The organism is Kingella kingae, assembly GCF_900475905.1.
Lineage (GTDB): Bacteria > Pseudomonadota > Gammaproteobacteria > Burkholderiales > Neisseriaceae > Kingella > Kingella kingae.
Genome location: NZ_LS483426.1, coordinates 1,233,106 through 1,256,619 on the forward strand (window position 1 = coordinate 1,233,106; position 23,514 = coordinate 1,256,619).

The window sequence follows — 23,514 nt, forward strand, 5'->3', positions numbered from 1 at the left end:
AGTGCCGTAAAATGTTAGTTTTCTATTAAAAAGGTTAATTTATGGAAAATTTAGAAGCTACGCATTCTGATGAAGAAATTCGCAGTTTGCATGTTCCGCCCCATTCGGTTGAAGCCGAGCAATCGTTACTGGGCGGCTTGTTGCTGAATAATGAAGCATTAGATAGCGTAGCAGATGTTGTAGATGAAAATGATTTTTATCGATACGAACACAAATTGATTTTTACGGCTATTTCCGCGTTGGGTGCAGCAGGGCGACCTGCTGACGTGATTACCGTTCAAGAAATGCTGGAAAGAAATAACCAGCTAGACAGCGTTGGCGGATTCGATTATTTATTGACGCTCGCACAAATTGTTCCGTCGGCAGCTAATGCGCGTCGCTATGCCGAAATCGTGCGAGAGCGTTCCATTATGCGTCAGTTGGCAGAAGTTGGAACAGAAATTGCTAGAAAAGCCTATAATCCGAAAGGAAAAACAGCAGACGAGCTGCTTGATGAAGCGGAAAATCAGGTTTTTCAAATTGCAGAAAGCACCGAAAAATCCAAGCAAGGTTTCTTGGAAATGCCCGATTTGTTACGCCAAAATGTTGCCAGAATAGATGTGCTATATCGCCGAGACAATCCAAACGAAGTTACAGGAACGGCAACAGGATTCAAAGATTTAGATGAAAAAACGTCGGGTTTGCAGGCTGGCGATTTGATTATTGTGGCGGGTCGCCCATCAATGGGTAAGACGGCGTTCTCAATTAACATTGCAGAGCATGTGGCGATAAACGAAAAATTGCCCGTTGCGATTTTTTCGATGGAGATGGGCGCAGCACAGTTGGTTATGCGTATGTTGAGTTCGGTTGGACGTGTTGACCAAAGTGTGTTAAAAAATGGCTCATTGCAGCGTGAACACTGGGAGCGATTAAATGAAGCGGTGGCAGAATTGACTTTTGCTCCCATGTTTATTGATGAAACTTCCGCTTTAACGGTGCTAGAAATCAGAGCTAGGGCGCGAAGATTGGCAAAAAAATTCAATGGCAAGCTAGGATTGATTATTATCGATTATTTGCAGTTGATGTCAGGTTCGGGTAGAACCGATAACCGTGCAGCAGAATTGGGCGAAATTTCAAGGTCGTTGAAAGCATTGGCAAAAGAATTGCAAGTGCCTGTTATTGCCTTATCGCAGTTGTCGCGCACCGTGGAACATCGAACCGATAAACGCCCAATGATGTCCGATTTGCGAGAATCAGGTGCAATCGAGCAAGATGCTGATTTGATTATGTTTATGTATCGTGATGAGTACTATACAAAAGAAAAAAGCGAATTTAAAGGCTTGGCGGAGTGTATTATTGGTAAGCATCGTAATGGTCCGACTGGGCGAATTTATCTCACCTTTTTGGGGCAGTTTACCAAGTTTGAGAATGCGGCATATATTCCAGAAAGTACTGCATCGTTAGAAGATTAAGAAAAGTAAATTATTTGAAAGTGTAAAATAGCTATGAATCAATATCAAAAATCCAAAGGCTTTACTCTGATTGAGTTGATGGTAACGGTTGCTATTATGGGTATAATGGCAGCGATTGCATTCCCAAGCATGAGCAACTTTATCAGCAATACGCGATTGACCAATCGTTCTCAACAGGTTGCCAATATATTCCGTTTTGCGAAAAGTGAATCGGTGCGTATGGGTGTGCCTGTTGTCGTATGTGGTGTTACTATTCGTTCTGATGGGCGTCATACAGGCGTGTGTAGTGATAATGCTATCCATAGCGGTTTGATGGCGTTTGCTGATAATGATCGTGACGGGAATTACACGGCAAATACAGATGTGGTGTTGAGAACAGTTAGCATCAATGGTAACGAGTCTGATGCAGCTGTACGTAAAATGAAGGTGGTACTTAATATTTGTAATTTTGCAGGTTCTGACTGCAAAGGTGGTTCAGATAGCAAGAATCAATTTGTTTTATGCCAAATGGTGCATTTGGTTATCGTACTGCTCTAGATACAAACCGAGCCAATTTTTTATCTCATGTAACCATGTCGCAAGCTTACTTGCGCGTTGCGATTTCTGATACAAAAAATAAGAATATTCAAGCTCGCTATGTAGTGGTATCTCCTAGCGGTTCAACAACTGTATGCAAGGCAGGGGATACGAACTACAAAGCATTTGACAGTGATAAGGCAAGCAGCGCAAAGCGTATCTGTGCAGCTGCATAATTTGATAATAACAGTTAGGAAAATAAATGAAAAATATGACTTATTTTCATACTAAATATTCAATGAAAGGTGCAACACTACTGGAAGTGATGATTTCCGTGTTGTTGCTGACCTTTGGTATTTTGGCATTGATGGCGGCGCAGTTGCGTTCTGTTGCAAGCATTAGTGAAGCGGAAAATCGCAGTATTGTGTCGCAGGCTGCAGAAGCGTTAGCAGAAGGCATGCAAATGAATGCAGTTCTGACTAAAAATGGAACGACTTATCGTCGTCGTTATTCTAATTATGTGCCAAAGAGTAAGCCATTGTATCCAGGCAGCGCAGTCACAGCTCCTACTTCTTTGAACAGAACAAATATTACAAAAGCAGAGCTGGCAGCAAAACATTTAGATGAATTTGAATATGTTTTGAGTACTCAATTACCGAATGTATCTGTGCTTGCATATGCGATTTGTTTAGATAAACCAGATGCAACTCCTCCTGTTTTGGGTGATGGCGGGGCATTGACCGATAATTGTGCACCAAACAATAATGAGCGTGACACCAATATGATTAAGATTGCATGGCGCATGGGTAATGCCAATGGAACGGACAATAATCAACAATCTACTACTTATACCTATATGTTAGAAGTAGGCAACTAATAGATACGGGAAATACTATAATGAATAAGCGTTTTATTTCAAAACCAAAAGGTTTTACTTTAATCGAATTTTTGGTTGCCAGTTCGTTAGCTATTATTGTGATTTCTGCTGCTGGCGGAACTTATTTCATGACGCGCAAATTGAGTGATAACACGCAAAAAAGACTGGATATTCAACAAAATTTGCGTAATGCAGCTTCTTTGCTCACACGCGATGCACGTAATGCGGGGACATTTGGTTGTTTTAATACGGCAATCGCCTCTGGTTTTCCTAATCTTGCCAATGCAAGGGTAAATGTTGGTGCAGCAAATCCAACACTTGTTATGAGTTCGACAAGTAATGAAGGCTATGGCGTGCGTGTGATTCCACAGGCAGAAGTGGCATCTAAATTTCCAGTTTCAAATGCTGTGACTGCTCAAAGTGATTTGTTGTTGTTGGTATACGGAAAAGGTTCGACAGGTGTAACACAAACTGTCGATGGAGGCAATCCAATGTCAACACTAAACATCAATAAGGCTGATAATGATGCTGATTTGAATCAGGCTTTTGCAAGTGGAGGCAATATAATTGTAAGTAGTTGCAAAGAAGCCGCGCTTGGGACATTAAATGGTGTTCATAACGTTGATACCACCCAATTGCGATTTGACCCAGCTATTAATCTGGTTGATATGAAAGATGAATCAGAACAGGCTCGTGGTGAGTTGGCAGTTTCACGTTTGTATGCTTCTGCCTATATGCTGGGCAGTGTAAATGGTAGTCAACCAGCTTTATTACGATTTGATTTGAACGGAAGCGGGCAGTGGCAAGGCCCTCAATTAATGGCAGAGGGTGTAACAAAAATGCAATTGTCTTTTGGTTATGTTGATGGCTGTACTAATCAAACTGCAGTAAATGGAAGTGAATTGAATAAAGAAACTTTCAGCCTCTCTAATAATTTAAGTAAGCAAATGTTGCCAGCATTGATTCGTTTGCATTTAAAATATCGTACATCTATTGATGATAGCAACAATAGCGAAACCGATTACTTTATTAATGCAACGGTGCGTGGCGGTAATACCTGTTCAACAGTAACGCCAAGTATTTAAGTTAGTTCAGCAAACAAGTAAATAAGGAATAATATGAAAAATATAATCTCTCGAAATCAACAACAAGGCTTTTCTTTGTTTTTTGTGATGATTTTAATGTTGGTTATTGCCTTTTTGGTGATTGTAACCAGTCAGTCATCAGTAACAGAGATGCGTATGAGTACCAACGAAGCTGACAGAAAATACGCATTATCTTTGGCAGAAACAGGTCTGCGAGATGGTGAGTACTTTATTAAAAACGTAGTAGATAAACAAACAGAAACTATTTTTACCGCAGGTTGTAAAGATGGTTTATGTTTGCCAGTAAAAGGTAGCTATTCAGACGGTCATGCGAATGCTCCGTTTAAGTTTGATAAAAGTGCTTCTTCTGATTATCAAGCGTGGACTCGTTGTGCATCAGGTACCGCATCAACCAATCCTGATAGTTGCACGGGAAAAACTGTATTAGACGATGGCTGTGGGAATACCTGTAAAACGACTAATGATAAAAAAACGCATTATGTGATTGAATATTTGGGCGTTCGTACAGATTTGAATTCTTCTGGTACAGAATACGACCATTTTCGAATCACTTCTCGCGCACGTGGTCAAAATAAAGATACAGTGGTTACGCTGCAAAGTTATGTTGAATTATTACGGTAATACGATATGAAGATAAAAAACTCAGGATTCACATTGGTTGAAATGATGGTGGTGATTGCCATTATTGGTATTCTTGCTGCGATTGCATTGCCGTCATATCAATCTTCTGTTGAAAAGACGAATTTGGCTGATGCCAAACGCTATATGACTGAAATACGTCAGCAACTGGAAGCGCAAAAATTGAGCGATACCAATTACAGCCGAGGTAGTGCAGCAGGTTTGAAAAATAAATATGAGCTGTTTATAGATAATGCTATTGAAAAAAATATTCCAAGTTCAATGAAAGACAAATACACCTTTGGTCGTAATGCGGTAGTGGTTAATAATAAAGGTAATCAGGTGTCTATCTATATGCAGGCTAGACCTCGTGTATCTAGTTATAAATATGCTGCTTATATGACGGAAAAAGGTGATGTATTGCGTTGTCCAAAAGCGTCTATTTCTAGTGCAACACCAGCAGTTATGAAACCATCTGGGTGCGAAGTGTTTTAAATTAATGGATAAACCGAATTTTGTGATAGTGCAAAATTCGGTTTTTTTGTGGGAAAAGCAGCCTGCACTATTTTTTGTTATAATTGTCGTTTAATTTATAGCTTGTTTATACAAGGAAATAATATGGAAAAAATTTGGTTATCTAGCTACGAGCAAGATGTGCAAGCAGAAATTGATGTGCTGCATTATCGTTCTATTGTGGATGTAATCGATAGAAGTATTGAGCAATATAGCAATCAAATTGCGTTTTACAATATGGGCGCGGAGTTGAGTTATGCTGAAATTGGGCATTTATCTGACCAATTTGCATCGTATTTGCAAAATGTGCTCAAATTGCCACGTGGTGCGCGTGTAGCAGTGATGATGCCCAATATTTTGCAATATCCTATTGCGGTGTTTGGTATTTTGAAAGCGGGCATGGTGGTGGTAAACACCAATCCGCTCTATACGCCACGCGAGTTGGAACACCAATTAAATGACAGTGGTGCAAGTGCGATTGTGGTCTTGGAAAATTTTGCCAATACGCTGGAATTGGTGTTGCCACGCACACAAATCAAGCACGTTGTTATCGCCAATGTGGGCGAAATGCTCGGCACATTCAAAGGCATGTTGGTTAATTTTGTATTGCGTAAAATCAAAAAAGCCGTGCCGAATTATCAAATTGTGCAGGCTGCTTCGTTTAAGCAAGCTTTGTTGCAAGGCGCACAGCATGTTTTTGAAGTAGTTGATTTAACGCGAGATGATTTGGCATTTTTGCAATACACAGGCGGAACAACAGGTGTGGCAAAAGGTGCAATGCTCACGCACGGCAATATTTGCGCCAATATGCAACAAGGTGGCGAATGGATTAAGCACAAATTGGAAAGTGGCAAAGAAACTGTGATTGCCGCTTTGCCGCTGTACCATATTTTTGCGCTAACGGTTAATTTATTGCTGTTTTTTCAAGCAGGTGCAAAAAGCATTCTTATTACCAATCCAAGAGATTTAGATGCGTTTATCAAGGATTTGCAAAAACACCCTATCAGCGTGTTTATTGGTTTGAATACGCTGTTCCGTGGTCTGCTTAATAAACCAGAATTCAAGCAAGTGAATTTTGCAACATGGAAACTGGTTGTCGGCGGTGGCATGGCAACACAACAAGCAGTGGCGGAAGAATGGTTTAAAGTAGTGGGAATACACGTGGTTGATGCTTATGGCTTGACCGAAGCTAGTCCAGGTGTGTGTGTTAATCCTTTGAATTTAAACGATTATTCTGGCGGTATTGGCTTGCCATTGCCTAGCACCGATGTGCAGCTACGAGATGGACAGGGCGGCGAAGTAGCGATTGGCGAAGCAGGGGAGTTATGGATTCGCGGTCCACAAATCATGCGCGGTTATTGGAATCGTCCAGATGAAACGGCAAAAGTCATTGACCAAAATGGCTGGCTGGAAACAGGTGACATTGCGGTGATGGACGAAAAAGGCTGGCTCAAAATCGTGGATAGAAAGAAAGATTTGATTGTGGTATCGGGTTTTAATGTCTATCCAAATGAAATTGAAGACGTGGTGGCGCATCACCCCAAAGTGCAAGAAGTCGCTTGCGTGGGCGTGAAAAGCGAAAAAACAGGCGAGGCGTTAAAATTGTTCGTAGTCAAAAAAGATGCTTCATTGACCGAGCAAGAGCTGATTGAGTTTTGTCGCACGCAATTAACAGGCTACAAAGTGCCGCGCGATATTGAGTTCCGCGATGAATTACCCAAATCCAATGTCGGCAAAATTCTACGCCGAGAATTGCGCGACCAATCTTAATCATCAATTATTTAAGTGCAGGCTGCTTTGTAAACGGCAAGCAAAGCAGCCTGCACTTTTTTGTACAAGGAATTTCAATATGGCAGGCAACACATTTGGACAACTGTTTACCGTAACCACATTTGGCGAAAGCCACGGCGTGGGCTTGGGCTGCATTATTGACGGCTGCCCACCCAATTTATCATTGAGCGCAGACGACATTCAGCGTGACCTAGACCGCCGCAAACCTGGCACAAGTCGCCACGTTACTCAACGACGCGAAGCCGATGAAGTGGAAATTTTATCGGGCGTGTTTGAAGGCAAAACGACTGGTACGCCCATCGCGCTGCTGATTCGCAACACCGACCAACGCAGCAAAGACTACGGCAACATCGCCCAACAATTCCGCCCAGGTCATGCCGATTACACCTATTGGCATAAATTTGGTATTCGTGATTATCGCGGTGGCGGACGCAGTTCGGCGCGTGAAACCGCAGCGCGAGTGGCGGCTGGTGCAGTCGCCAAAAAATGGCTCAAAGAACAATTTGGCACAGAAATCATTTGCTGGGTAACGCAAGTAGGCGAAAAAGCAATAGCGTTTGAAAGCGAAGAGTTCATTTCGCAAAATCCATTTTTTGCTGCCAACCAATCGCAAATCGCGGATTTGGAAGCATATATGGACAGTGTTCGTAAATCGTTGGACAGCGTGGGCGCGAAGTTGCACATTGAAGCGCGAAACGTGCCAGTAGGCTTGGGCGAACCTGTTTTTGACCGTTTGGACGCAGAAATCGCCTACGCGCTAATGTCGATTAACGCGGTAAAAGGCGTGGAAATTGGCGACGGTTTTGATGTGGTAGCACAACGTGGTAGCGTGCATGGCGATGAATTGACACCGACTGGCTTTAAATCCAACCATTCAGGTGGCATTTTGGGCGGCATTTCCACAGGACAAACGATTACCGCCAATTTTGCGATTAAGCCGACTAGCTCCATCGCTACGCTACGTCAAAGCATTGATATTGACGGCAATGCGGTAGAAATCGCTACACACGGACGACATGACCCTTGTGTCGGTTTACGCGCTGCGCCGATTGCAGAAGCGATGCTGGCGTTGGTATTGATTGACCACGCATTGCGACATCGTGCACAAAATGCCGATGTGGTTGTGAGTACGCCTGATATCACACGTTTAGGCTAATTTTAAGATATAGTGAATTAAATTTAGATTAGTACAGCGTTACCAACTCCCTTATGTACTAGATGTACACGGCGGTCGTTGTCGCCTTGTCCTAATCTAAATTTAATCCACTATAACAAAGCAGCCTGCACTTTAATTGGTAAAAGTGCAGGCTGCTTTTGTATCATCTATTTGTTATCGCCAAACCAACAAAGCGTGATTGCGTTTGCCGCGTTTCACAATCGTGTACTTGCCAAAACGCTTGTGCTCATCGGTTAGCATAAATTTGTCATCGGGTTTTTCGGGTGCGTGGTTTGGATTGTTTTCCGCCACCGCCGTGCCGTTAATCAACACCGCGCCACTTTGCACAAAGCCACGCGCTTCTTTGTTGGATTGCGCCAAACCAGCCTGCACCAACGCTTCTACCACGTTCAAATTGCCCGATACTTCAAACGCTGGCAAACCGTCCAACGCCAACTGTGCGTAATCTTGTTCGGTCAAACCGCTTTCATCGCCCGAAAACAGGCTTTGCGTGATGCGTTGCGCCGCTTCCAACGCAGCTTCGCCGTGGATTAAACGAGTCATTTCTTTGGCTAAAATACGTTGTGCTTCGGGTTTTTTGCCGCTGGCTTTGTCGTTGGCTTCAATTTCATCAATCTGTTCAACGGTCAAGAATGTGAAATATTTTAGGAATTTATAAACGTCTGCGTCCGCCACTTTCAACCAAAATTGATAGAAGTTGTAAGGCGATGTTTTTTTTGCGTCCAACCAAACTGCGCCGCCTTCGGTTTTACCGAATTTTGTGCCGTCTGCTTTGGTTACCAAAGGCAAAGTCATGCCGTGAACCGATTTTTGATTCAAGCGGCGTGTCGTTTCTGTTCCCCAAGTGATGTTGCCCCATTGGTCAGAACCGCCAATTTGCAGTTGCACATTGTGGCGTTTATTCAATTCCGCAAAATCATAGCCTTGTAATAGGGCGTATGAAAATTCGGTAAACGAAATGCCTTGGTCTTCGCGTTCAATGCGTTGTTTTACCGATTCTTTTGCCAACATCGCGTTCACGGAAAAATGTTTGCCGATGTCGCGCAAAAAATCCAAACAGTTCATTGCACCGAACCAGTTGGCGTTGTTTTCCATAATCGCTGGGTTTGCACCGTCAAATTTCAAGAACGGTTTGAGCTGGTCGCGAATGCTGTTTACCCAACCTGCCACCGTTTCGGGCGTGTTCAAACTGCGTTCCACCGCTTTAAAACTTGGGTCGCCAATCATGCCAGTTGCGCCGCCAACCAATGCAACAGGCGTGTGTCCTGCGTTTTGGAAACGGCGCAACACCAGCACAGGCAATAAATGTCCGATGTGCAAACTATCGGCGGTTGGGTCAAAACCGCAATACAGCGCGATTTTTTCGCTGTCCAGCAATTTGGATAATTCGTTGATGTCGGTGGTTTGGGCGATTAAGCCGCGAGCTTGTAAATCTAAAATTAAGGCGTTCATATCAAAGTAATCACATAAAAAATAAAAAAGTGCAGGCTGCTTTTGCTGCAAAAATGCGCATTATACGCGATTTACGCTTGGTCTTCTGCTGTTTCGGGTGCAGGAAGTTGGCTAAACCACGCTTGCACCACTTGCTCCACTTCGTCTATGCCTTGTTTTTTGAGACTGGAAAACAGCTGCACCGAAACGGTTTGGCGTTCCATAAAAGGTTTTAAGGCTTTTTTGACCGATGACAAAGTTTTAATTTGTTCATTCTTGGATAATTTGTCCGATTTTGATAACAAAATATGCACGGGTCGCCCAGTTAAGGCAAAAAAATCCAGCATTTGAATATCCAGCGGTTTGAGCGGATGACGCGCGTCCATAATCAACACCAAACCGAGCAGCGATTGGCGCGTTTGCAAATAATCACCCAGCAGCTTAACCCAATGAGCGCGAACGGCTTCGGGAACTTGCGCGTAGCCATAGCCTGGTAAATCCACCATAAAATGTTGATTTGCCAATTTAAAAAAGTTGATGTGCTGCGTGCGGCCTGGGGTTTTGGACACATACGCCAAACGAACGTGGTTGCACAAGGTGTTAATCGCGCTGGATTTGCCTGCGTTGCTTCGTCCCACAAAAGCGATTTCGGCTTGCGTGTCGGGCAGGTCTTTTAAATGATTGACCGTAGTAAAAAATTGGGCGTTTTGAAATAAGTTCATAGTTTGAAATAGCTAGTAAAATAATGTGAATTTGGTATAGAATACCACGTTTATAGATTTCTCGGTTTATCCAGTTGCACAAACTGGCAAATATAACAATGAAAGGCAGCCAGTTCTGCCTTATTTATTAGGAGCATTTTCCATGAAACCTTCTATTTTCTTTGCTGCATTGGTTTTGACAGGCGTTGCAACGGCGGCTGCACCTGCGGACTTGGCAAAAGGCAAACAAGTGGCAGAACAAGTTTGCGCAGCATGTCATGGTGCGGACGGCAACAACAGCATTGCGATGTATCCACGCTTGTCTGGTCAGCACGCCGCTTATATTTTTAAACAAACGGTGGACATTAAAAAAGGCACACGCACCACAGGCGCAGCGGCGGCAATGGCTCCAATGGTACAAAATTTGAGCGATGACGATATTCGCAACGTGTCGGCTTATTATGCCACGCAACAAGGCAAATCAGGCGAAGCCAATCCCAAAGAAAATCCTGCATTAGGCGCGAAAATCTATCGTGGTGGCATTGCCAGCAAACACATTCCTGCTTGTATGTCTTGCCATGGTCCTGCTGGTGCGGGTACACCTGCTGGTGGCACAGACGTGCAAGCGTATCCACGTTTGGCAGGTCAGCATAGCCAATATGTTGCCGACCAACTTCGTGCGTATGCAGACGGTAAACGCACCAGTCCTGCGAATATGATGGAAGACATCGCCAAACGCATGAGCGATGAAGAAATGAAAGCCGTGGGCAACTTTATTCAAGGTTTGAAATAATTCGCACACTAATGTGCAGGCTGCTTTTGAACACAAAAAAGCAGCCTGCACTATTTTTATGAAAGGAATAGGCGATGACCATGCTGTATCAAAACGCACGGATTTTGGGTATTTCGCACGAACCCGAACAAAACACATTGCACTTTCGTTTTGCCGAACACGATGATTGGACGGTGCAATGCGTAGTCGATTTTTCGTTGAGCGGCTTTTATCCGCACAATATCTTGTTTCATGTGAGCGAATATTCTATTGCCAACTTGCCTGCGCGCATCGCTGCCGAATTTCCTGTGTTGTCGTATTATTTACACAGCGGCGAAGAATGGCAAATTTTCCACTTGTCGCCACAAGCTGGGGCAGGTGGGATTATTGTTTGCGCTACTTTGTAAACCGTTGCGCGATACAAAAAGCAGCCTGCACTTTGAATATTCAATAGTGCAGGCTGCTTTTAAAGTTTATTTTTTCGGTTTACCACGAAAGCCATCTTTTTTAAATCCGCCATCGCGTTTTGTACCGTCTTTGCGGAAACTACCGTCGCGTTTGTCGCCATCTTTACCGCGCTTCTCGCCAAACGATTTTTTCTCGCCCCAAGGTTTTTTGTCGCCATTGCCACGGCTGCTCCAGCGGTCGCCATCACGTTTGCCACCACCAAAACCGCCTTTGCCTTTGGGTTTGCGGTCGGCATTTTTATTGCGTTTGCGCGTTGGTTCAAGCCCTTCAATCACCACTTCGGGCAATTTGTGATTGATGTAACGCTCAATTTTATGCACCGCCATGTATTCGTTTACTTCGGCAAACGAAATCGCAATGCCAGAACGTCCTGCACGACCTGTGCGACCAATGCGATGCACATAATCTTCCGCTTGTTTGGGCAAATCGTAGTTAATCACGTGCGTAATCGTTGGTACGTCAATACCACGCGCAGCAACATCTGTCGCCACCAAAATTTTGCAGCGACCTTTACGCAAATCCATAAGCGTGCGATTGCGCCAACCTTGCGGCATATCGCCATGCAAACAATTTGCTGCAAAACCTTTTTCATACAACTCGTCTGCCAGCACTTCGGTCATGGCTTTGGTTGAAGTAAAAATCACGCATTGGTCAATATTCGCATCGCGCAAAATGTGGTCAAGCAAGCGATTTTTGTGATTTTTGTCATCGCAATACAAAAGCTGCTCTTCAATTTTGCCTTGTTTGTCTTCGCGTTCAATTTCAATCACTTCGGGATTTTTGGTCAATTTACGCGCCAATTTGCCGACTGCGCCGTCCCATGTTGCCGAAAACAGCAGCGTTTGGCGGTCTTCTGGTGTGGCGGCAACAATGGTTTCAATGTCGTCAATAAAGCCCATGTCCAACATACGGTCGGCTTCGTCCAGCACCAGCACTTCCAAGCGGTCAAAATCAATGCGACCGCTACGCATGTGGTCCATCAAGCGACCAGGTGTTGCCACAATCACATCAATCGGACGGCTCAACGCTTTGATTTGCTGACCAAAAGATGAACCGCCCACCAATGTTACCGAGCGCAACCATTTCATATTTTGCGAATAAATTTGCGCGTTTTTTTCTACTTGCGCTGCCAGTTCGCGTGTTGGGGTCAAAACCAAAACGCGTGGGCTTTTGCCTGATTTTTCGCTGCGTTGCGTCAATTTTTGCAAGCTGGGCAACAAAAATGCGGCGGTTTTGCCCGAACCTGTTTGCGCGGAAGCCATAATGTCGCGGTTATCCAAAGCGGCTGGAATGGCTTGCATTTGGATAGGCGTAGGGCTGTCGTAGCCTGCGGATTTGAGTGCCGACAAAATATTTTTATCCAAATTTAAGTCTGAAAATTTAATAGACATGATTTTCCTAATAGAAACAACAACATTCAGCCAATGCGCGTGCAGGCTGCCTAGAAGCATAAGAAAGAGTAAACCGATTTAAGATAGACCATTAAGACGCGCAGGCAGCCTGCACTTGGTTGTGAACTCAAAAATTTACGATAAGTTGTCGCTAGCACACAAGCTAGTGTTTCATCGGCGACAACCTGCAAATAAAGAAATCGCCCAACGAATACTGGCGATGAAATTTGGTCGAAGACGATGGCTTCAAAAGGGTGCCGATTATAGATTTTTTGATGCGATTTGGCAAGTTTAATTTACTTACAAGAAATATAGACAAAAGTTATTTGCATTTATTTTACATCTGTTTACAATAACACCTTTCTTAAACACACACTAGAAAGGTGATTTTATGTTGAAAAAAACGCTGTGGTGCGCGGCAATGGTTTGGACTTTGGCGGCTTGTGGTCAGCAAGGTTCGTCTAGCTCGGCTGGTTCTGCGGCATCAACGCCAGCGGCTGCACCTGCTTCTGCGCCAGCTCAACAAGGTGGCTTGTTGGAAAAATTAAACAACAAAGGTACGATTTTGATTGGCACAATGGGTACATACGCGCCTTTCACTTATCACGATGAATCGGGCAAATTGACTGGTTATGATGTGGAAGTAACCCGCGCGGTGGCGGCTAAATTGGGCGTGCAAGTAGAGTTTAAAGAAACGCCTTGGGACGCGATGATGAGCGGTTTGAAATCGGGTCGCTTTGACGTGGTGGCAAACCAAGTGGCTTTGACTTCGCCTGAACGCCAAGCAATGTTTGACAAAGCCGAGCCATATAGTTGGAGCGGCAAAATGATTGTGGCACGCGCCGACCATGCACCGATTGCGAAATTGGAAGACATCAAAGGCGTGAAAACCGCGGTGATGTTGGCTTCTAACTACGACGAAGTGGCGAAACAAATGGGTGCAGATTTGGTGCATACCGACACCATGGCGCAAGGCTTGTTGAACGTACAACAAAAACGCGCCGACATCACATTGAACGATGAATTGTCGCTATTGGATTACTTGAAGAAAAATCCTGATTCTGGTTTGAAAGAAGTATGGCGTACACCAAGTGCCGAAAAATTGGGCGCAGGTTTGGTCATCAACAAAGGCAACGATGAAGCGTTGGCAAAAATCAGCGCAGCCATGAACGAATTGAAAGCCGATGGCACATTGAAACGCTTGGGCGAACAGTTCTTTGGCGAAGATGTGAGCAAACACTAATTTAAACGCATAACAAAGCAGCCTGCACTTTTGATTATTCAAAGTGCAGGCTGCTTGTTTAGTTATTGCGGACGAAATTCTTTTTTAAGACGAATATACAAAGTGCGTTTGGCAATTGCAATCGTCTCGTTGTTGGCATCAAACACGCGCACGGTAAATTCGGGCAGATGCTTTTCGCCGTCTGCGGTGGCGGTGATAATCGCGTCAATTTCTTCGCGGCTGATTTGGCAATCTAAATATACCTCGCCTACGCCTGCTTTAATAAATTCAATATGTGCAGATTTGTCCCATACATAATATTTCTTTCCAAACAAACAATTACACATCATGGCGTAAATCGGGTCGGTCATCGCAAACAAGCTGCCGCCAAATTGCGTGCCGTGCGAATTTTTGGTATTGCGCCAATTTTTGAGCGTGGCGCGGCAATGCGTGTAATCGTCCGATAAATGGGTGATCTTAATCCCTGTAAAAAACAGGGGCGACCACAGATTCAAACGGCGGCGCAACTTATCGGCAGTTTTCGGGAATTTTTTGGGTAATGGCAGCATTTTTTTCTTTCTTGATATGATTAAAGTGCAGGCTGCTTTTAAATTACAAAGCAGCCTGCACATTAGTTTTACTTATTATTCAGCATCGCCTGATTGAGTTTCAAAAAACAAATGTTCCAGCGTAAACACATTGCCAGCCGCATCGCGCAATTCGCCAGCCACCGAGCCATGTTTGACCACCAACAAATGCAGGCTGCCTGCGCTGTTGATGACGATGCCTGCTTCCGCGCCAGCCGCGTCTTGCACTTCTGCGCCTGCATTTTGGCTGACTGCGTTTCGCGCCACTGCCAAACCACGCTTCACTTGTCCACGATATTGGGCGCGTGCGATGATTTCCTGTCCTGGGTAGCAGCCTTTGCGGAAATGCACACCGCCAATTTTATGTTGATTGAGCATTTGCGCCACACACGTTTCGCTGGTTACCGCGCTAATCCACGGATAGCCGCAGGCGATTTCATGCGCATTCCACACTTGTTCGATTGCCACATCGTGTGCAGGCAAAGACGCTTTGGGCGCAATGCGCAGGCTGCCTGCGTGTGGCAACTGGATTTCGCCTGCTTCGTTTGCGGCAAATTGCAACCGCGGTTCTTTCGGCAACACAGTTGGCGCATTGTCGGGCAAAGTCGCGGCAACACCCCAATCGGGCAACAGTTCTAGCTGCACTTTGGCGCGTAATACAAACATTTTTAAGCGTTTAACGACTTTTTCGGCGACATCGGCGGCTAAAATCAGCAAAATATCATCACCTGTGTTGAACGCAATCAAGTTGGCAATCACTCGACCTTTGGGCGTGTTATACGTTGCATAGCAAGCGTAATTTTTTTCCAAATGATTGATGTCGTTGGAGAATTGATTGTGCAAAAAATCGTGGCGGTCATCGCCCGATACTTTGATTATGGCAAAAAAGGGAAGTTGAGTGTGCATGGTCTATCCTTGCGTAAGATGAATATAGAATGGGCATTTTAGCATTTTCAAGCAGCCTGCAACAATCGCACGAAATACGATTTATAGATAATCTTGTAAACTCTGTTGCAATAACTCAATCAATTCTGCGTCCATGTAGTGATAGTTGTCGGGAATGTCTAACACGATAAGAGATTTGTATTGTAGAGCGCGTGGAAATGCAGCTTTTAGGCGCAATTTGTGTTTTTCTTCCATCACAAAAATGTGGTCTGCCCATGCAATATCGGTAGCGGAAACGGTGCGCCGCACGTTTGGGCTTGTGCCAGCAGAACGCGCGGTGTGATGTGGGTGTCGGCGGAAAAGCTGCTCGGCGGTTGGGCTGCGTTATTGGTTGCGGGAACATATGAAGAGTAGGTTCATGTGGGGGAATCGATTTCAGGCTGCCTGAAATCATACAACAAACATTTTCAGGCTGCCTGAAAACTCATTCCCCCAACAATCTAAAAATCCGCGAAACCGCATCAACTCTCTGCTCCACCGTCTCGCCGTCAATTTCCACGCGCAACTTATCCGCCCCAGCCATGCGCCAGCCCTTTTCGCGCTGCATCAAGCCGATAATATGCGCTGGCTCAACCGTCATATATTTGCCAAACGTCAAAGTCGCCGCCGCCGCATTCGCATCAACCGACACCACACCCAACGCTTTCGCCGCCAAACGCAGCCGATGACTGTCCACCAAAGTCTTCACAGGCGTTTCAGGCAGCCCGAACCTATCCACCAATTCTTCAAAAATTGCATTGATTTCATTCATATTTTCGCAAGCCGCTAAACGCTTATACAACACCAAACGCTCGTGAATATCAGGGCAATAACTTTCAGGCAGCAATGCAGGCGCGTGCAATTTAATCTCCGTACTCACGCCAAGCGGCGCGTCCAAATCAGGCACACGCCCTTTTTTCAAATCGCGCACCGCCTGTTTGAGCATCTCCGTGTACAACGTCAAACCAACTTGCATCATCTCGCCCGATTGCCCCTCGCCTAAGATTTCGCCCGCGCCACGAATTTCCAAATCCTGCATGGCAAGCGCAAAACCCGCGCCCAATTCGTCCGCCGCCGCAATCGCGTCCAAGCGTTTTTCCGCGTCTTTCGTGATAAATTCGGGCGTGAGCAAATACGCATACGCCTGATGATGACTGCGCCCCACGCGCCCACGCAGTTGGTGCAATTGCGCCAAGCCAAATTTATCGGCGCGATTGATGATAATCGTGTTCGCGTTCGGAATGTCAATCCCCGTTTCAATGATTGTGGAACACAGTAACACATTGAATTTTTGATTTAAAAAATCACGCATCACTTGTTCCAACTCACGTTCACGCAACTGACCATGCGCCACGCCAATTCGCGCTTCAGGCAGCAAGTTTTCCAATTTGTCGCGCATATTTTCAATTGTATCCACTTCATTATGCAGGAAAAAAACTTGTCCGCCGCGTTTCAATTCACGCAAAACGGCTTCCTGAATACTGCCCTCGCTAAACGGTTTCACAAATGTTTTGACGGCAAGGCGGCGGCTCGGTGCAGTCGTAATCAGCGAAAAATCACGCAAGCCCTCCAACGCCATACTCAACGTACGCGGAATCGGCGTGGCGGTCAAAGTTAGTAAATCCACATTGGCGCGAAGTCGTTTCAGTTGCTCTTTTTGGCGCACGCCGAAACGGTGTTCTTCGTCAATAATCACTAAACCCAAGTTTTTAAACACAATATCATCTTGCACCAATTTATGCGTGCCAATCACAATATCCACCGTGCCATTTGCCATGCCGTCAAGTGTCGCTTTCGTCTCTTTACTGCTGTTAAAACGCGACAACGCCGCCGTTTTCACAGGAAAATCGGCGAAACGGTCAGCAAAATTTTTCGCGTGTTGTTCAACCAGCAACGTGGTAGGCGCAAGCACCGCCACCTGTTTGCCGCCCATAACCGCCACAAACGCGGCGCGTAACGCCACTTCCGTTTTGCCGAAACCGACATCGCCGCAAATCAGCCTATCCATTGGTTTGGCTTGGGTCAAGTCTTTCATCACGGCTAAAATGGCGGCGGCTTGGTCTTCGGTTTCTTCGTAGCCAAATCCGTCCGCGAATGCTTGATAATCCAATTCATTGATTTCAAATTTAAAACCAGTTTGTGCGGCGCGTTGAGCGTATAAATTGAGCAATTCGGCGGCGGTGTCGCGTGCTTTTTCGGCGGCTTTGTGTTTGGCTTTGCTCCAAGCGTTTGTGCCGAGTTTGTGCAGCGCGATTTTTTCGCTGGCGTTGCCTGCGTAGCGGCTGATTAAATGTAATTGTGCAACAGGAACATAGAGTTGCGCTTCGTTGGCGTATTCCAGCAACATCATTTCATTTGCGCCATCGCCGAAATCCAACACGGTCAAGCCCATGTATCGCGCAATGCCGTGTTCTTGGTGGACGACTGGGTCGCCGATGTTGATTTCTGCCAAATCGCGTAACGTGGTGTCGGACACGCTGGCGTGTTTGCGGCGGCGCGTGCGTGGTTTGCTAACATATTGATATAAATCGTTTTCAGTAATAACTGCCATATTTTCAGGCAGCCTGAAACCTTGCGACAAAGGCGCGACACACGCCCCAAGTTGCAGGCTGCTTGTTGAAATAAATTCACGCCAATTTTCAACGTGTTGCAATTCCAAACCATGCTGCCTGAAAAACGCTGACATCGTTTCGCGCCGCCCCAAACTTTCCGCGCAAACTAAAATTTTGCCGTCAAATCCATTCACAAAATTCGCCAAATCGCGTAAAGGCTCGTCCGATTGACGATTAACCGCCACATTCGGCAAATCGTGAACGGCAGACGGCTGCGTCCAAATTTGCGGAAATTTTTTCAGGCAGCCTGCAAATTGGTCGGGCGATAAAAACAAATGCTGCGGTTCAAGCGGCGGATAATGCGAATCACCCTGCGCCATTTGGTAGCGCGATTTCACATCGCCCCAAAAACGGTTGGCGTAGGCGTGAACATCGTCCGTGCAAACCACAATCGCATCATCAATATAATCAAATAGTTGAACACAGCCATTTTCAAAAAAGAGCGGCAAATAATATTCCACGCCTGCGCCAAATTGTCCGTTGCCAACTGATTTGTAAACAATCGCGCTGGCAAAATCGCCGTCAATTTCTTCGCGGAAACGGCTGCGGAAAATCTTTTGTGTGTCGCTGTCGGTGGGAAATTCGTGCGCTGGCAATAGGCGGATTTCATCAATGGATTGGATTGTTCGTTGCGTTTCGGGGTCAAACGTTTTAATCGTATCAATCTCTTTATCAAATAAATCAATGCGATACGGAAACTCACTTCCCATCGGAAACAAATCCACAATCCCACCGCGCACCGCAAATTCGCCAGCCGCCACCACGTTGGAAACCGCGCTGTAACCTGCGTCCACGAGATTTTCGCGCAAAGTGTCAATATTCACATTCTGCCCAACTTTTAGCCAAAATGTGCGCCCCAAAATAAACGAAGTCGGCGCAACTTTTTGCATTGCCGTGGCGACTGGCAAAAATAGTGCGTTGATTTGTTTATTTTTTAATTGCCACAAAACCGACAAGCGTTCCGACACCAAATCTTGATGCGGCGAAAAATGCTCGTACGGCAGCGTTTCCCAATCGGGGAGAAATGACCCGTTGTCGTGTGGGCGGAAAAATTGCCATGCTTCGTGTAGGCGTTGAGCGGATTCGCTGTCTTTGGTTAAGACGATGACTAATTGATTTTTCGGTAAATTTTGTGTGAGAAGATACGGCAAGCTGCCTGAAGACAAATCTGTCCAAAAAGTTTTTTGCGTGGGTTTGGGAATGAGGAAATTCATTTTTCAAGCTGCCTGAATGATTTTAAAAGGCGGTATTTTAGCAAAAAAAGCAGCCTGCACTTTTGTGTTTATTCAAAATGCAGGCTACTTGGTGTTATGCAGCATTGTCTTTCTTTTGTTGTCGTGCCAGTTTGCGTTGGCGGCGGCGTTCTAGCAGGGCGTTTTTGCGGTCGATGAGTTTTTGGCGTTTTTTCCACCAAAACTGTATGATTAATATCGCGCCAATGCCTAGCACCACAAATAAGCCGTGCTGGAAGCGGTGGACTTGTTGCATTAGCCAATCTTTGTTTTCCGCGCCATAGTTGCCCAAATAAATCCAAATGGGTACAGAAATCAACGCGGCGACTCCGTCCATGATAAGCCATTGCCAAAACGAGATTTTGCCTGTCATGCCTGCGGTCAGGAAAATGGGGCTGCGTAGTCCAGGTAAAAATCGAGCAACAAATAAAACACGGTTGCCATAGCGGTCGAATTTTTGTTGTACTTGGGCGTAGCGTTTGGGTGGCATCAGCTTGGCGACGGGTTTGAAGCGCAAAATGCGTTCGCCATAATATCGTCCCAGCAAAAAGATGATGCCGTCGCCTACCAATACGCCCGCCATGCCCACGGCAAACATGATGTGTACGTTGGCATAGCCCAAGCCAGAAATCACGCCACCTGCAACCAGCGTAACGTCTTCGGGAATGGGAATGCCAAAGCCACACAGCACCAGCACCAAAAACACGGCTGCGTAGCCAAATTGAACGAAAAAGGTTTCTAAAAGAGCAAGCATAAGCGATTTTCTATACGAAATTGAATGATTGCAGGCTGCTTTGTTGCAATAAGCAGCCTGCACAAAGCAGCGATTATGCCATTAAACCGCGGCAATGGCATCGGCAATGCGTTTTGCGCCTTGTTCTGCCAGTGGTGCGGAATCGGCTTCTACCATGACACGGACAACGGGTTCTGTCCCCGATGCGCGAAGTACGACACGACCGCGTTCGCCTAATTCGGCTTCTACTTCTGCCAAAGCAGCCTGCGACGCGCTTTCCCAGTCTTGGTCTTTTGGAATGCGGACGTTAATCATGGTTTGCGGATAAGGCTGCCAATCAATTGCGCTGGCTAAATCTTGTTCCAATACTTTGAGTGCTGCCAACACTTGCAAGGCAGAAATCGTGCCGTCGCCCGTGTTGTGTTTGTCCATGCACAAAATATGCCCCGATGCTTCACCACCAATCAACCAATCGCGCTGTTTGAGTTGTTCTAACACATAGCGGTCGCCTACTTTGGCGCGGGCAAATTCAATGCCGCGTGCGTTTAAGGCTTTTTCCATTGCCAGATTGCTCATCACCGTGCCAACCACGCCACCAAACGGCAAACCTTGTTGCGCTCGGGCTTTAGCGATAACGTAAATCAGTTTGTCGCCGTCATACACCACGCCATTTTTGTCCACCATCATTAAGCGGTCGCCGTCGCCGTCTAGCGCGATACCATAATTCGCATCATGTTGTAACACAGCAGCCTGCAAAGTTTTGGGATAGGTCGCGCCAATTTTGTCGTTGATGTTGTAGCCATTAGGCTCTGCACCAATGCTAATCACTTCTGCACCCAGTTCGTGAAACACTTTGGGCGCGGTGTGGTAGCCAGCACCGTTTGCCATGTCCACCACCAAACGCAAACCGCGCAAATTCATGGTATTGGGGAACGTGGATTTGCAAAATTCAATATAGCGGTCATCTGCGCCACTGATTCGGCGTGCGCGTCCCAGTTCGATAGAGGGCAAAGTGTGCATTTCTTTGTCCAACTCGGCTTCAATCGCCAATTCCATTTCATCGCTCAATTTAACGCCACCCTCGGCAAAAAATTTGATGCCGTTGTCGGAAAACTCGTTGTGTGAAGCGGAAATCATCACGCCACCGTCCAAACGCAGGGCGCGAGTTAGATAGGCAATGCCTGGTGTAGGCAATGGTCCAGTTTGTACCACGTTTACGCCAGCCGCCGTAAAACCAGCTACCAACGCCGTTTCCAACATATAGCCCGAAATGCGCGTGTCTTTGCCGATGATAACGGTTGGGCGATGTTCTTGTTCTTTGCGAACCAAAGCGCGTCCAAAAGCGCAACCCAGTTTCATGACAAAATCGGGGGTAATCGGAAATTGTCCCACTTCGCCGCGAATGCCGTCTGTGCCAAAATATTTTCTTGCCATTTTATTGCGCTCCCTTTTGCGTTTTGTTAACGTTTTTGTTGATTGAATAAGGTGTTTGTTATTAAAGTTGAATAAAAGTGCAGGCTGCTTTTCGATGCAAACAAAGCAGCCTGCACTTTATTTATGGATACCAAATTAAGCGGTCAAAATTTCATAAACCATTGGACGCTCGGCTGGTGCAGTTTCGCCAATTTCCAACGCATTCAAATAGGCTTGCGCTGCCGCATTCCAATCGTTTTCATTTTTCGCGTGAATCGTAACCAGCGGCGTTTGGCTATCTACTTTTGCGCCAATCGGCAATACATTGTCAAAACCAACGCTGTGGTCAATCGTGTCGCTTGCCACACGACGACCGCCGCCCAAGTTAATCACCGCCACACCAATATCGCGCGTATTCATACCACAAATGACACCTTCTTTTGGCGCAAACAATGGTTTCACAACAGGCGCAGTCGGCAAGATTTGCTCAAATTTATCGCAAATATCGGCTGCACCGCCTTGCGCCACCACCATGCGGTTGAAATATTCCGCCGCTTTACCATTATCCAAAACCGCTTGCAATTTTGCGCGAGCTTCATCGCGGTTCACCGCTAATTTGCCATTAACCAGCAATTCTGCCGATAACGCCATTGTTGCTTCATGCAAACGCGGATTGCGGTAATCGCCGCGCAAATAGCGAATGGCTTCGCGCACTTCTACCGCGTTGCCTGCGCTGCTTGCCAACACTTCGTTCATGTCGGTTAGCATGGCTGTGGTTGGGCAGCCTGCGGCGGTTGCCACTTGCGCGATAGATTGCGCCAAAGCGCGTGATAATTCGTAAGTTGGCATAAACGCGCCATTACCCACTTTCACGTCCATGACCAAGCTGTCCAAGCCTTCCGCCAATTTTTTAGACAAAATAGACGCGGTAATCAAATCAATGCTTTCTACCGTTGCGGTTACATCGCGTGTGGCGTAGATTTTGCGGTCGGCTGGGGCTAAATTGCCTGTTTGTCCCACAATCACGCAGCCAATTTCTTTGACCATTTTTTGCATTTTGTCGGGCGTTGGGAAAATATCAAAGCCAGCGATACTTTCCAATTTATCCAACGTGCCGCCTGTGTGTCCCAAACCGCGACCTGCAATCATCGGCACATAGCCGCCGCACGCCGCCAACATGGGCGCAAGCATCAACGACACCACATCGCCCACGCCGCCTGTTGAGTGTTTGTCCAGCAATGGCGCGTCCAAATCCATGTGCTGCCATTTCAACGTGTCGCCACTGTCGCGCATTGCCAAAGTCAAAGCGGCGCGTTCGTCAATCGTCATTTTGTTGAAAAAGACTGCCATGCAAAATGCGGCAATTTGTCCTTCGCTTACGCTGCCATCGGTTACGCCTTTGATGTAGAAGTTGATTTCTTCTGGGGTAACAATTTGGTTATCGCGTTTTTTGCGGATAATTTCTTGCATTAAAAAAGCCATTTTCTTTCTCCTATATTCTGACTGTTCAGTAGAATTCCATTGTAACAAAATTTATCGCGCAAAGAGTGCGGGCTGCTTGAAAAAATACCGAATATTTAATCCATGACAACTAACGTGTTATCTTCTTCTAGCGAGCATTCAATTTCTTGTTCACTGTCTAAATCGGGCGCAACGGCAAAATCGCAAAATACTTGCTCGCTGTCTTCCACCCAAAAAGCAGCGTAGGCAATGTATGCCGTGTCTGGATTGGTTTGGGTTGCCTGCGTGATGTCGCTTTGGTGTTCGTTTAACCAAGCCAGTTTTGCCGATACCGTTTGCAGCGCATCGGCAAGATTGTGGCAATCGCACCTATTGTCGGCAAATTCAATCACAACCGTAGCGTTGTCGTTGTTCCACAGCGCACATTCGCCTTCTATTAGCTCGTCTGTATCGCATTCCAAATAATGAATTTGCGGAATATGTTGTTTGACCAAATCGTGTAAATCTTTTTGTTTCAT

Annotated in this window: 22 protein-coding genes; 11 read left to right on the forward strand and 11 right to left on the reverse strand. The window is 45.9% G+C overall.

What is annotated here, in order from left to right:
• The first annotated feature begins 41 nt into the window (after positions 1–41).
• The 8 genes from dnaB to aroC all read left to right on the forward strand — a co-directional run bounded on the left by dnaB (position 42) and on the right by aroC (position 8,028).
• Positions 42–1,451 (forward strand): replicative DNA helicase, encoded by a 1,410-nt coding sequence (gene dnaB, locus DQN52_RS06615; RefSeq protein WP_003786040.1) that lies wholly within the window; start codon positions 42–44, stop codon positions 1,449–1,451.
• Between the two features lie 33 nt (positions 1,452–1,484).
• A complete protein-coding gene (locus DQN52_RS11500) occupies positions 1,485–1,988 on the forward strand; it encodes a pilus assembly FimT family protein (RefSeq protein WP_003786041.1) in 504 nt (167 codons plus the stop codon).
• Positions 1,989–2,229: 241 nt separating this feature from the next.
• Positions 2,230–2,844, forward strand: coding sequence for a type IV pilus modification protein PilV (gene pilV, locus DQN52_RS06625; RefSeq protein ID WP_003786042.1), 615 nt, complete (start codon positions 2,230–2,232; stop codon positions 2,842–2,844).
• A 20-nt stretch (positions 2,845–2,864) separates the two neighbouring features.
• Positions 2,865–3,929 carry a PilW family protein gene (locus DQN52_RS06630; RefSeq protein WP_003786043.1) on the forward strand — a complete coding sequence of 355 codons (1,065 nt, stop codon included), beginning with the start codon at positions 2,865–2,867 and terminating at the stop codon, positions 3,927–3,929.
• Positions 3,930–3,962: 33 nt separating this feature from the next.
• Positions 3,963–4,571, forward strand: coding sequence for a pilus assembly PilX family protein (locus DQN52_RS06635; RefSeq protein ID WP_003786044.1), 609 nt, complete (start codon positions 3,963–3,965; stop codon positions 4,569–4,571).
• A gap of 6 nt (positions 4,572–4,577) precedes the next feature.
• On the forward strand, positions 4,578–5,063 hold the full coding sequence (locus tag DQN52_RS06640) for a type IV pilin protein (RefSeq protein ID WP_003786045.1): 486 nt from the start codon (positions 4,578–4,580) through the stop codon (positions 5,061–5,063).
• Between the two features lie 123 nt (positions 5,064–5,186).
• Complete coding sequence (locus tag DQN52_RS06645) at positions 5,187–6,851, forward strand: AMP-binding protein (protein ID WP_003786047.1); 1,665 nt, start codon at positions 5,187–5,189, stop codon at positions 6,849–6,851.
• A 79-nt stretch (positions 6,852–6,930) separates the two neighbouring features.
• Entirely contained in the window at positions 6,931–8,028 is a 1,098-nt protein-coding gene (gene aroC, locus DQN52_RS06650; RefSeq protein WP_003786049.1) for a chorismate synthase, read from the forward strand.
• Positions 8,029–8,202: 174 nt separating this feature from the next.
• On the opposite strand, the gene tyrS is transcribed toward aroC, so the two are convergent.
• Positions 8,203–9,501: a tyrosine--tRNA ligase gene (tyrS, locus tag DQN52_RS06660; RefSeq protein WP_003786050.1), complete on the reverse strand. Its 1,299-nt coding sequence runs from the start codon at positions 9,499–9,501 to the stop codon at positions 8,203–8,205.
• A 71-nt stretch (positions 9,502–9,572) separates the two neighbouring features.
• Positions 9,573–10,202, reverse strand: a complete 630-nt coding sequence (yihA, locus tag DQN52_RS06665) for a ribosome biogenesis GTP-binding protein YihA/YsxC (protein WP_003786053.1) — start codon at positions 10,200–10,202, stop codon at positions 9,573–9,575.
• Positions 10,203–10,344: 142 nt separating this feature from the next.
• On the opposite strand from yihA, the gene DQN52_RS06670 reads away from it, so the two are divergent.
• Together DQN52_RS06670 and DQN52_RS06675 are read left to right on the forward strand one after the other, a co-directional pair.
• Positions 10,345–10,974, forward strand: a complete 630-nt coding sequence (locus tag DQN52_RS06670; RefSeq protein WP_003786055.1) for a c-type cytochrome — start codon at positions 10,345–10,347, stop codon at positions 10,972–10,974.
• A gap of 74 nt (positions 10,975–11,048) precedes the next feature.
• A complete protein-coding gene (locus DQN52_RS06675; RefSeq protein ID WP_003786058.1) occupies positions 11,049–11,360 on the forward strand; it encodes a hypothetical protein in 312 nt (103 codons plus the stop codon).
• Positions 11,361–11,426: 66 nt separating this feature from the next.
• Here DQN52_RS06675 and DQN52_RS06680 read toward each other — a convergent pair whose 3' ends face one another.
• Complete coding sequence (locus DQN52_RS06680; protein ID WP_032827638.1) at positions 11,427–12,812, reverse strand: DEAD/DEAH box helicase; 1,386 nt, start codon at positions 12,810–12,812, stop codon at positions 11,427–11,429.
• Between the two features lie 391 nt (positions 12,813–13,203).
• On the opposite strand from DQN52_RS06680, the gene DQN52_RS06685 reads away from it, so the two are divergent.
• Positions 13,204–14,055, forward strand: a complete 852-nt coding sequence (locus tag DQN52_RS06685; RefSeq protein ID WP_003786062.1) for a transporter substrate-binding domain-containing protein — start codon at positions 13,204–13,206, stop codon at positions 14,053–14,055.
• A gap of 62 nt (positions 14,056–14,117) precedes the next feature.
• Here the strand turns inward: DQN52_RS06685 and DQN52_RS06690 are convergent, their stop codons facing one another.
• From DQN52_RS06690 to DQN52_RS06725, 8 genes are all read right to left on the reverse strand, one after another.
• On the reverse strand, positions 14,118–14,603 hold the full coding sequence (locus tag DQN52_RS06690; protein ID WP_003786063.1) for a PaaI family thioesterase: 486 nt from the start codon (positions 14,601–14,603) through the stop codon (positions 14,118–14,120).
• Positions 14,604–14,678: 75 nt separating this feature from the next.
• Positions 14,679–15,527 carry a CAF17-like 4Fe-4S cluster assembly/insertion protein YgfZ gene (gene ygfZ, locus DQN52_RS06695; RefSeq protein ID WP_003786065.1) on the reverse strand — a complete coding sequence of 283 codons (849 nt, stop codon included), beginning with the start codon at positions 15,525–15,527 and terminating at the stop codon, positions 14,679–14,681.
• 81 nt (positions 15,528–15,608) lie between these two features.
• A complete protein-coding gene (locus tag DQN52_RS11185) occupies positions 15,609–15,815 on the reverse strand; it encodes a hypothetical protein (protein WP_003786066.1) in 207 nt (68 codons plus the stop codon).
• A 175-nt stretch (positions 15,816–15,990) separates the two neighbouring features.
• Positions 15,991–19,371, reverse strand: a complete 3,381-nt coding sequence (gene mfd / locus DQN52_RS06705; RefSeq protein WP_003786069.1) for a transcription-repair coupling factor — start codon at positions 19,369–19,371, stop codon at positions 15,991–15,993.
• A gap of 94 nt (positions 19,372–19,465) precedes the next feature.
• Positions 19,466–20,143 (reverse strand): DedA family protein, encoded by a 678-nt coding sequence (locus DQN52_RS06710; protein WP_003786071.1) that lies wholly within the window; start codon positions 20,141–20,143, stop codon positions 19,466–19,468.
• A gap of 81 nt (positions 20,144–20,224) precedes the next feature.
• Positions 20,225–21,556, reverse strand: coding sequence for a phosphoglucosamine mutase (gene glmM, locus DQN52_RS06715; RefSeq protein WP_003786074.1), 1,332 nt, complete (start codon positions 21,554–21,556; stop codon positions 20,225–20,227).
• Between the two features lie 135 nt (positions 21,557–21,691).
• Positions 21,692–23,017, reverse strand: coding sequence for a thymidine phosphorylase (deoA, locus tag DQN52_RS06720; protein ID WP_003786076.1), 1,326 nt, complete (start codon positions 23,015–23,017; stop codon positions 21,692–21,694).
• Between the two features lie 95 nt (positions 23,018–23,112).
• Entirely contained in the window at positions 23,113–23,514 is a 402-nt protein-coding gene (locus DQN52_RS06725; protein WP_032827639.1) for a hypothetical protein, read from the reverse strand.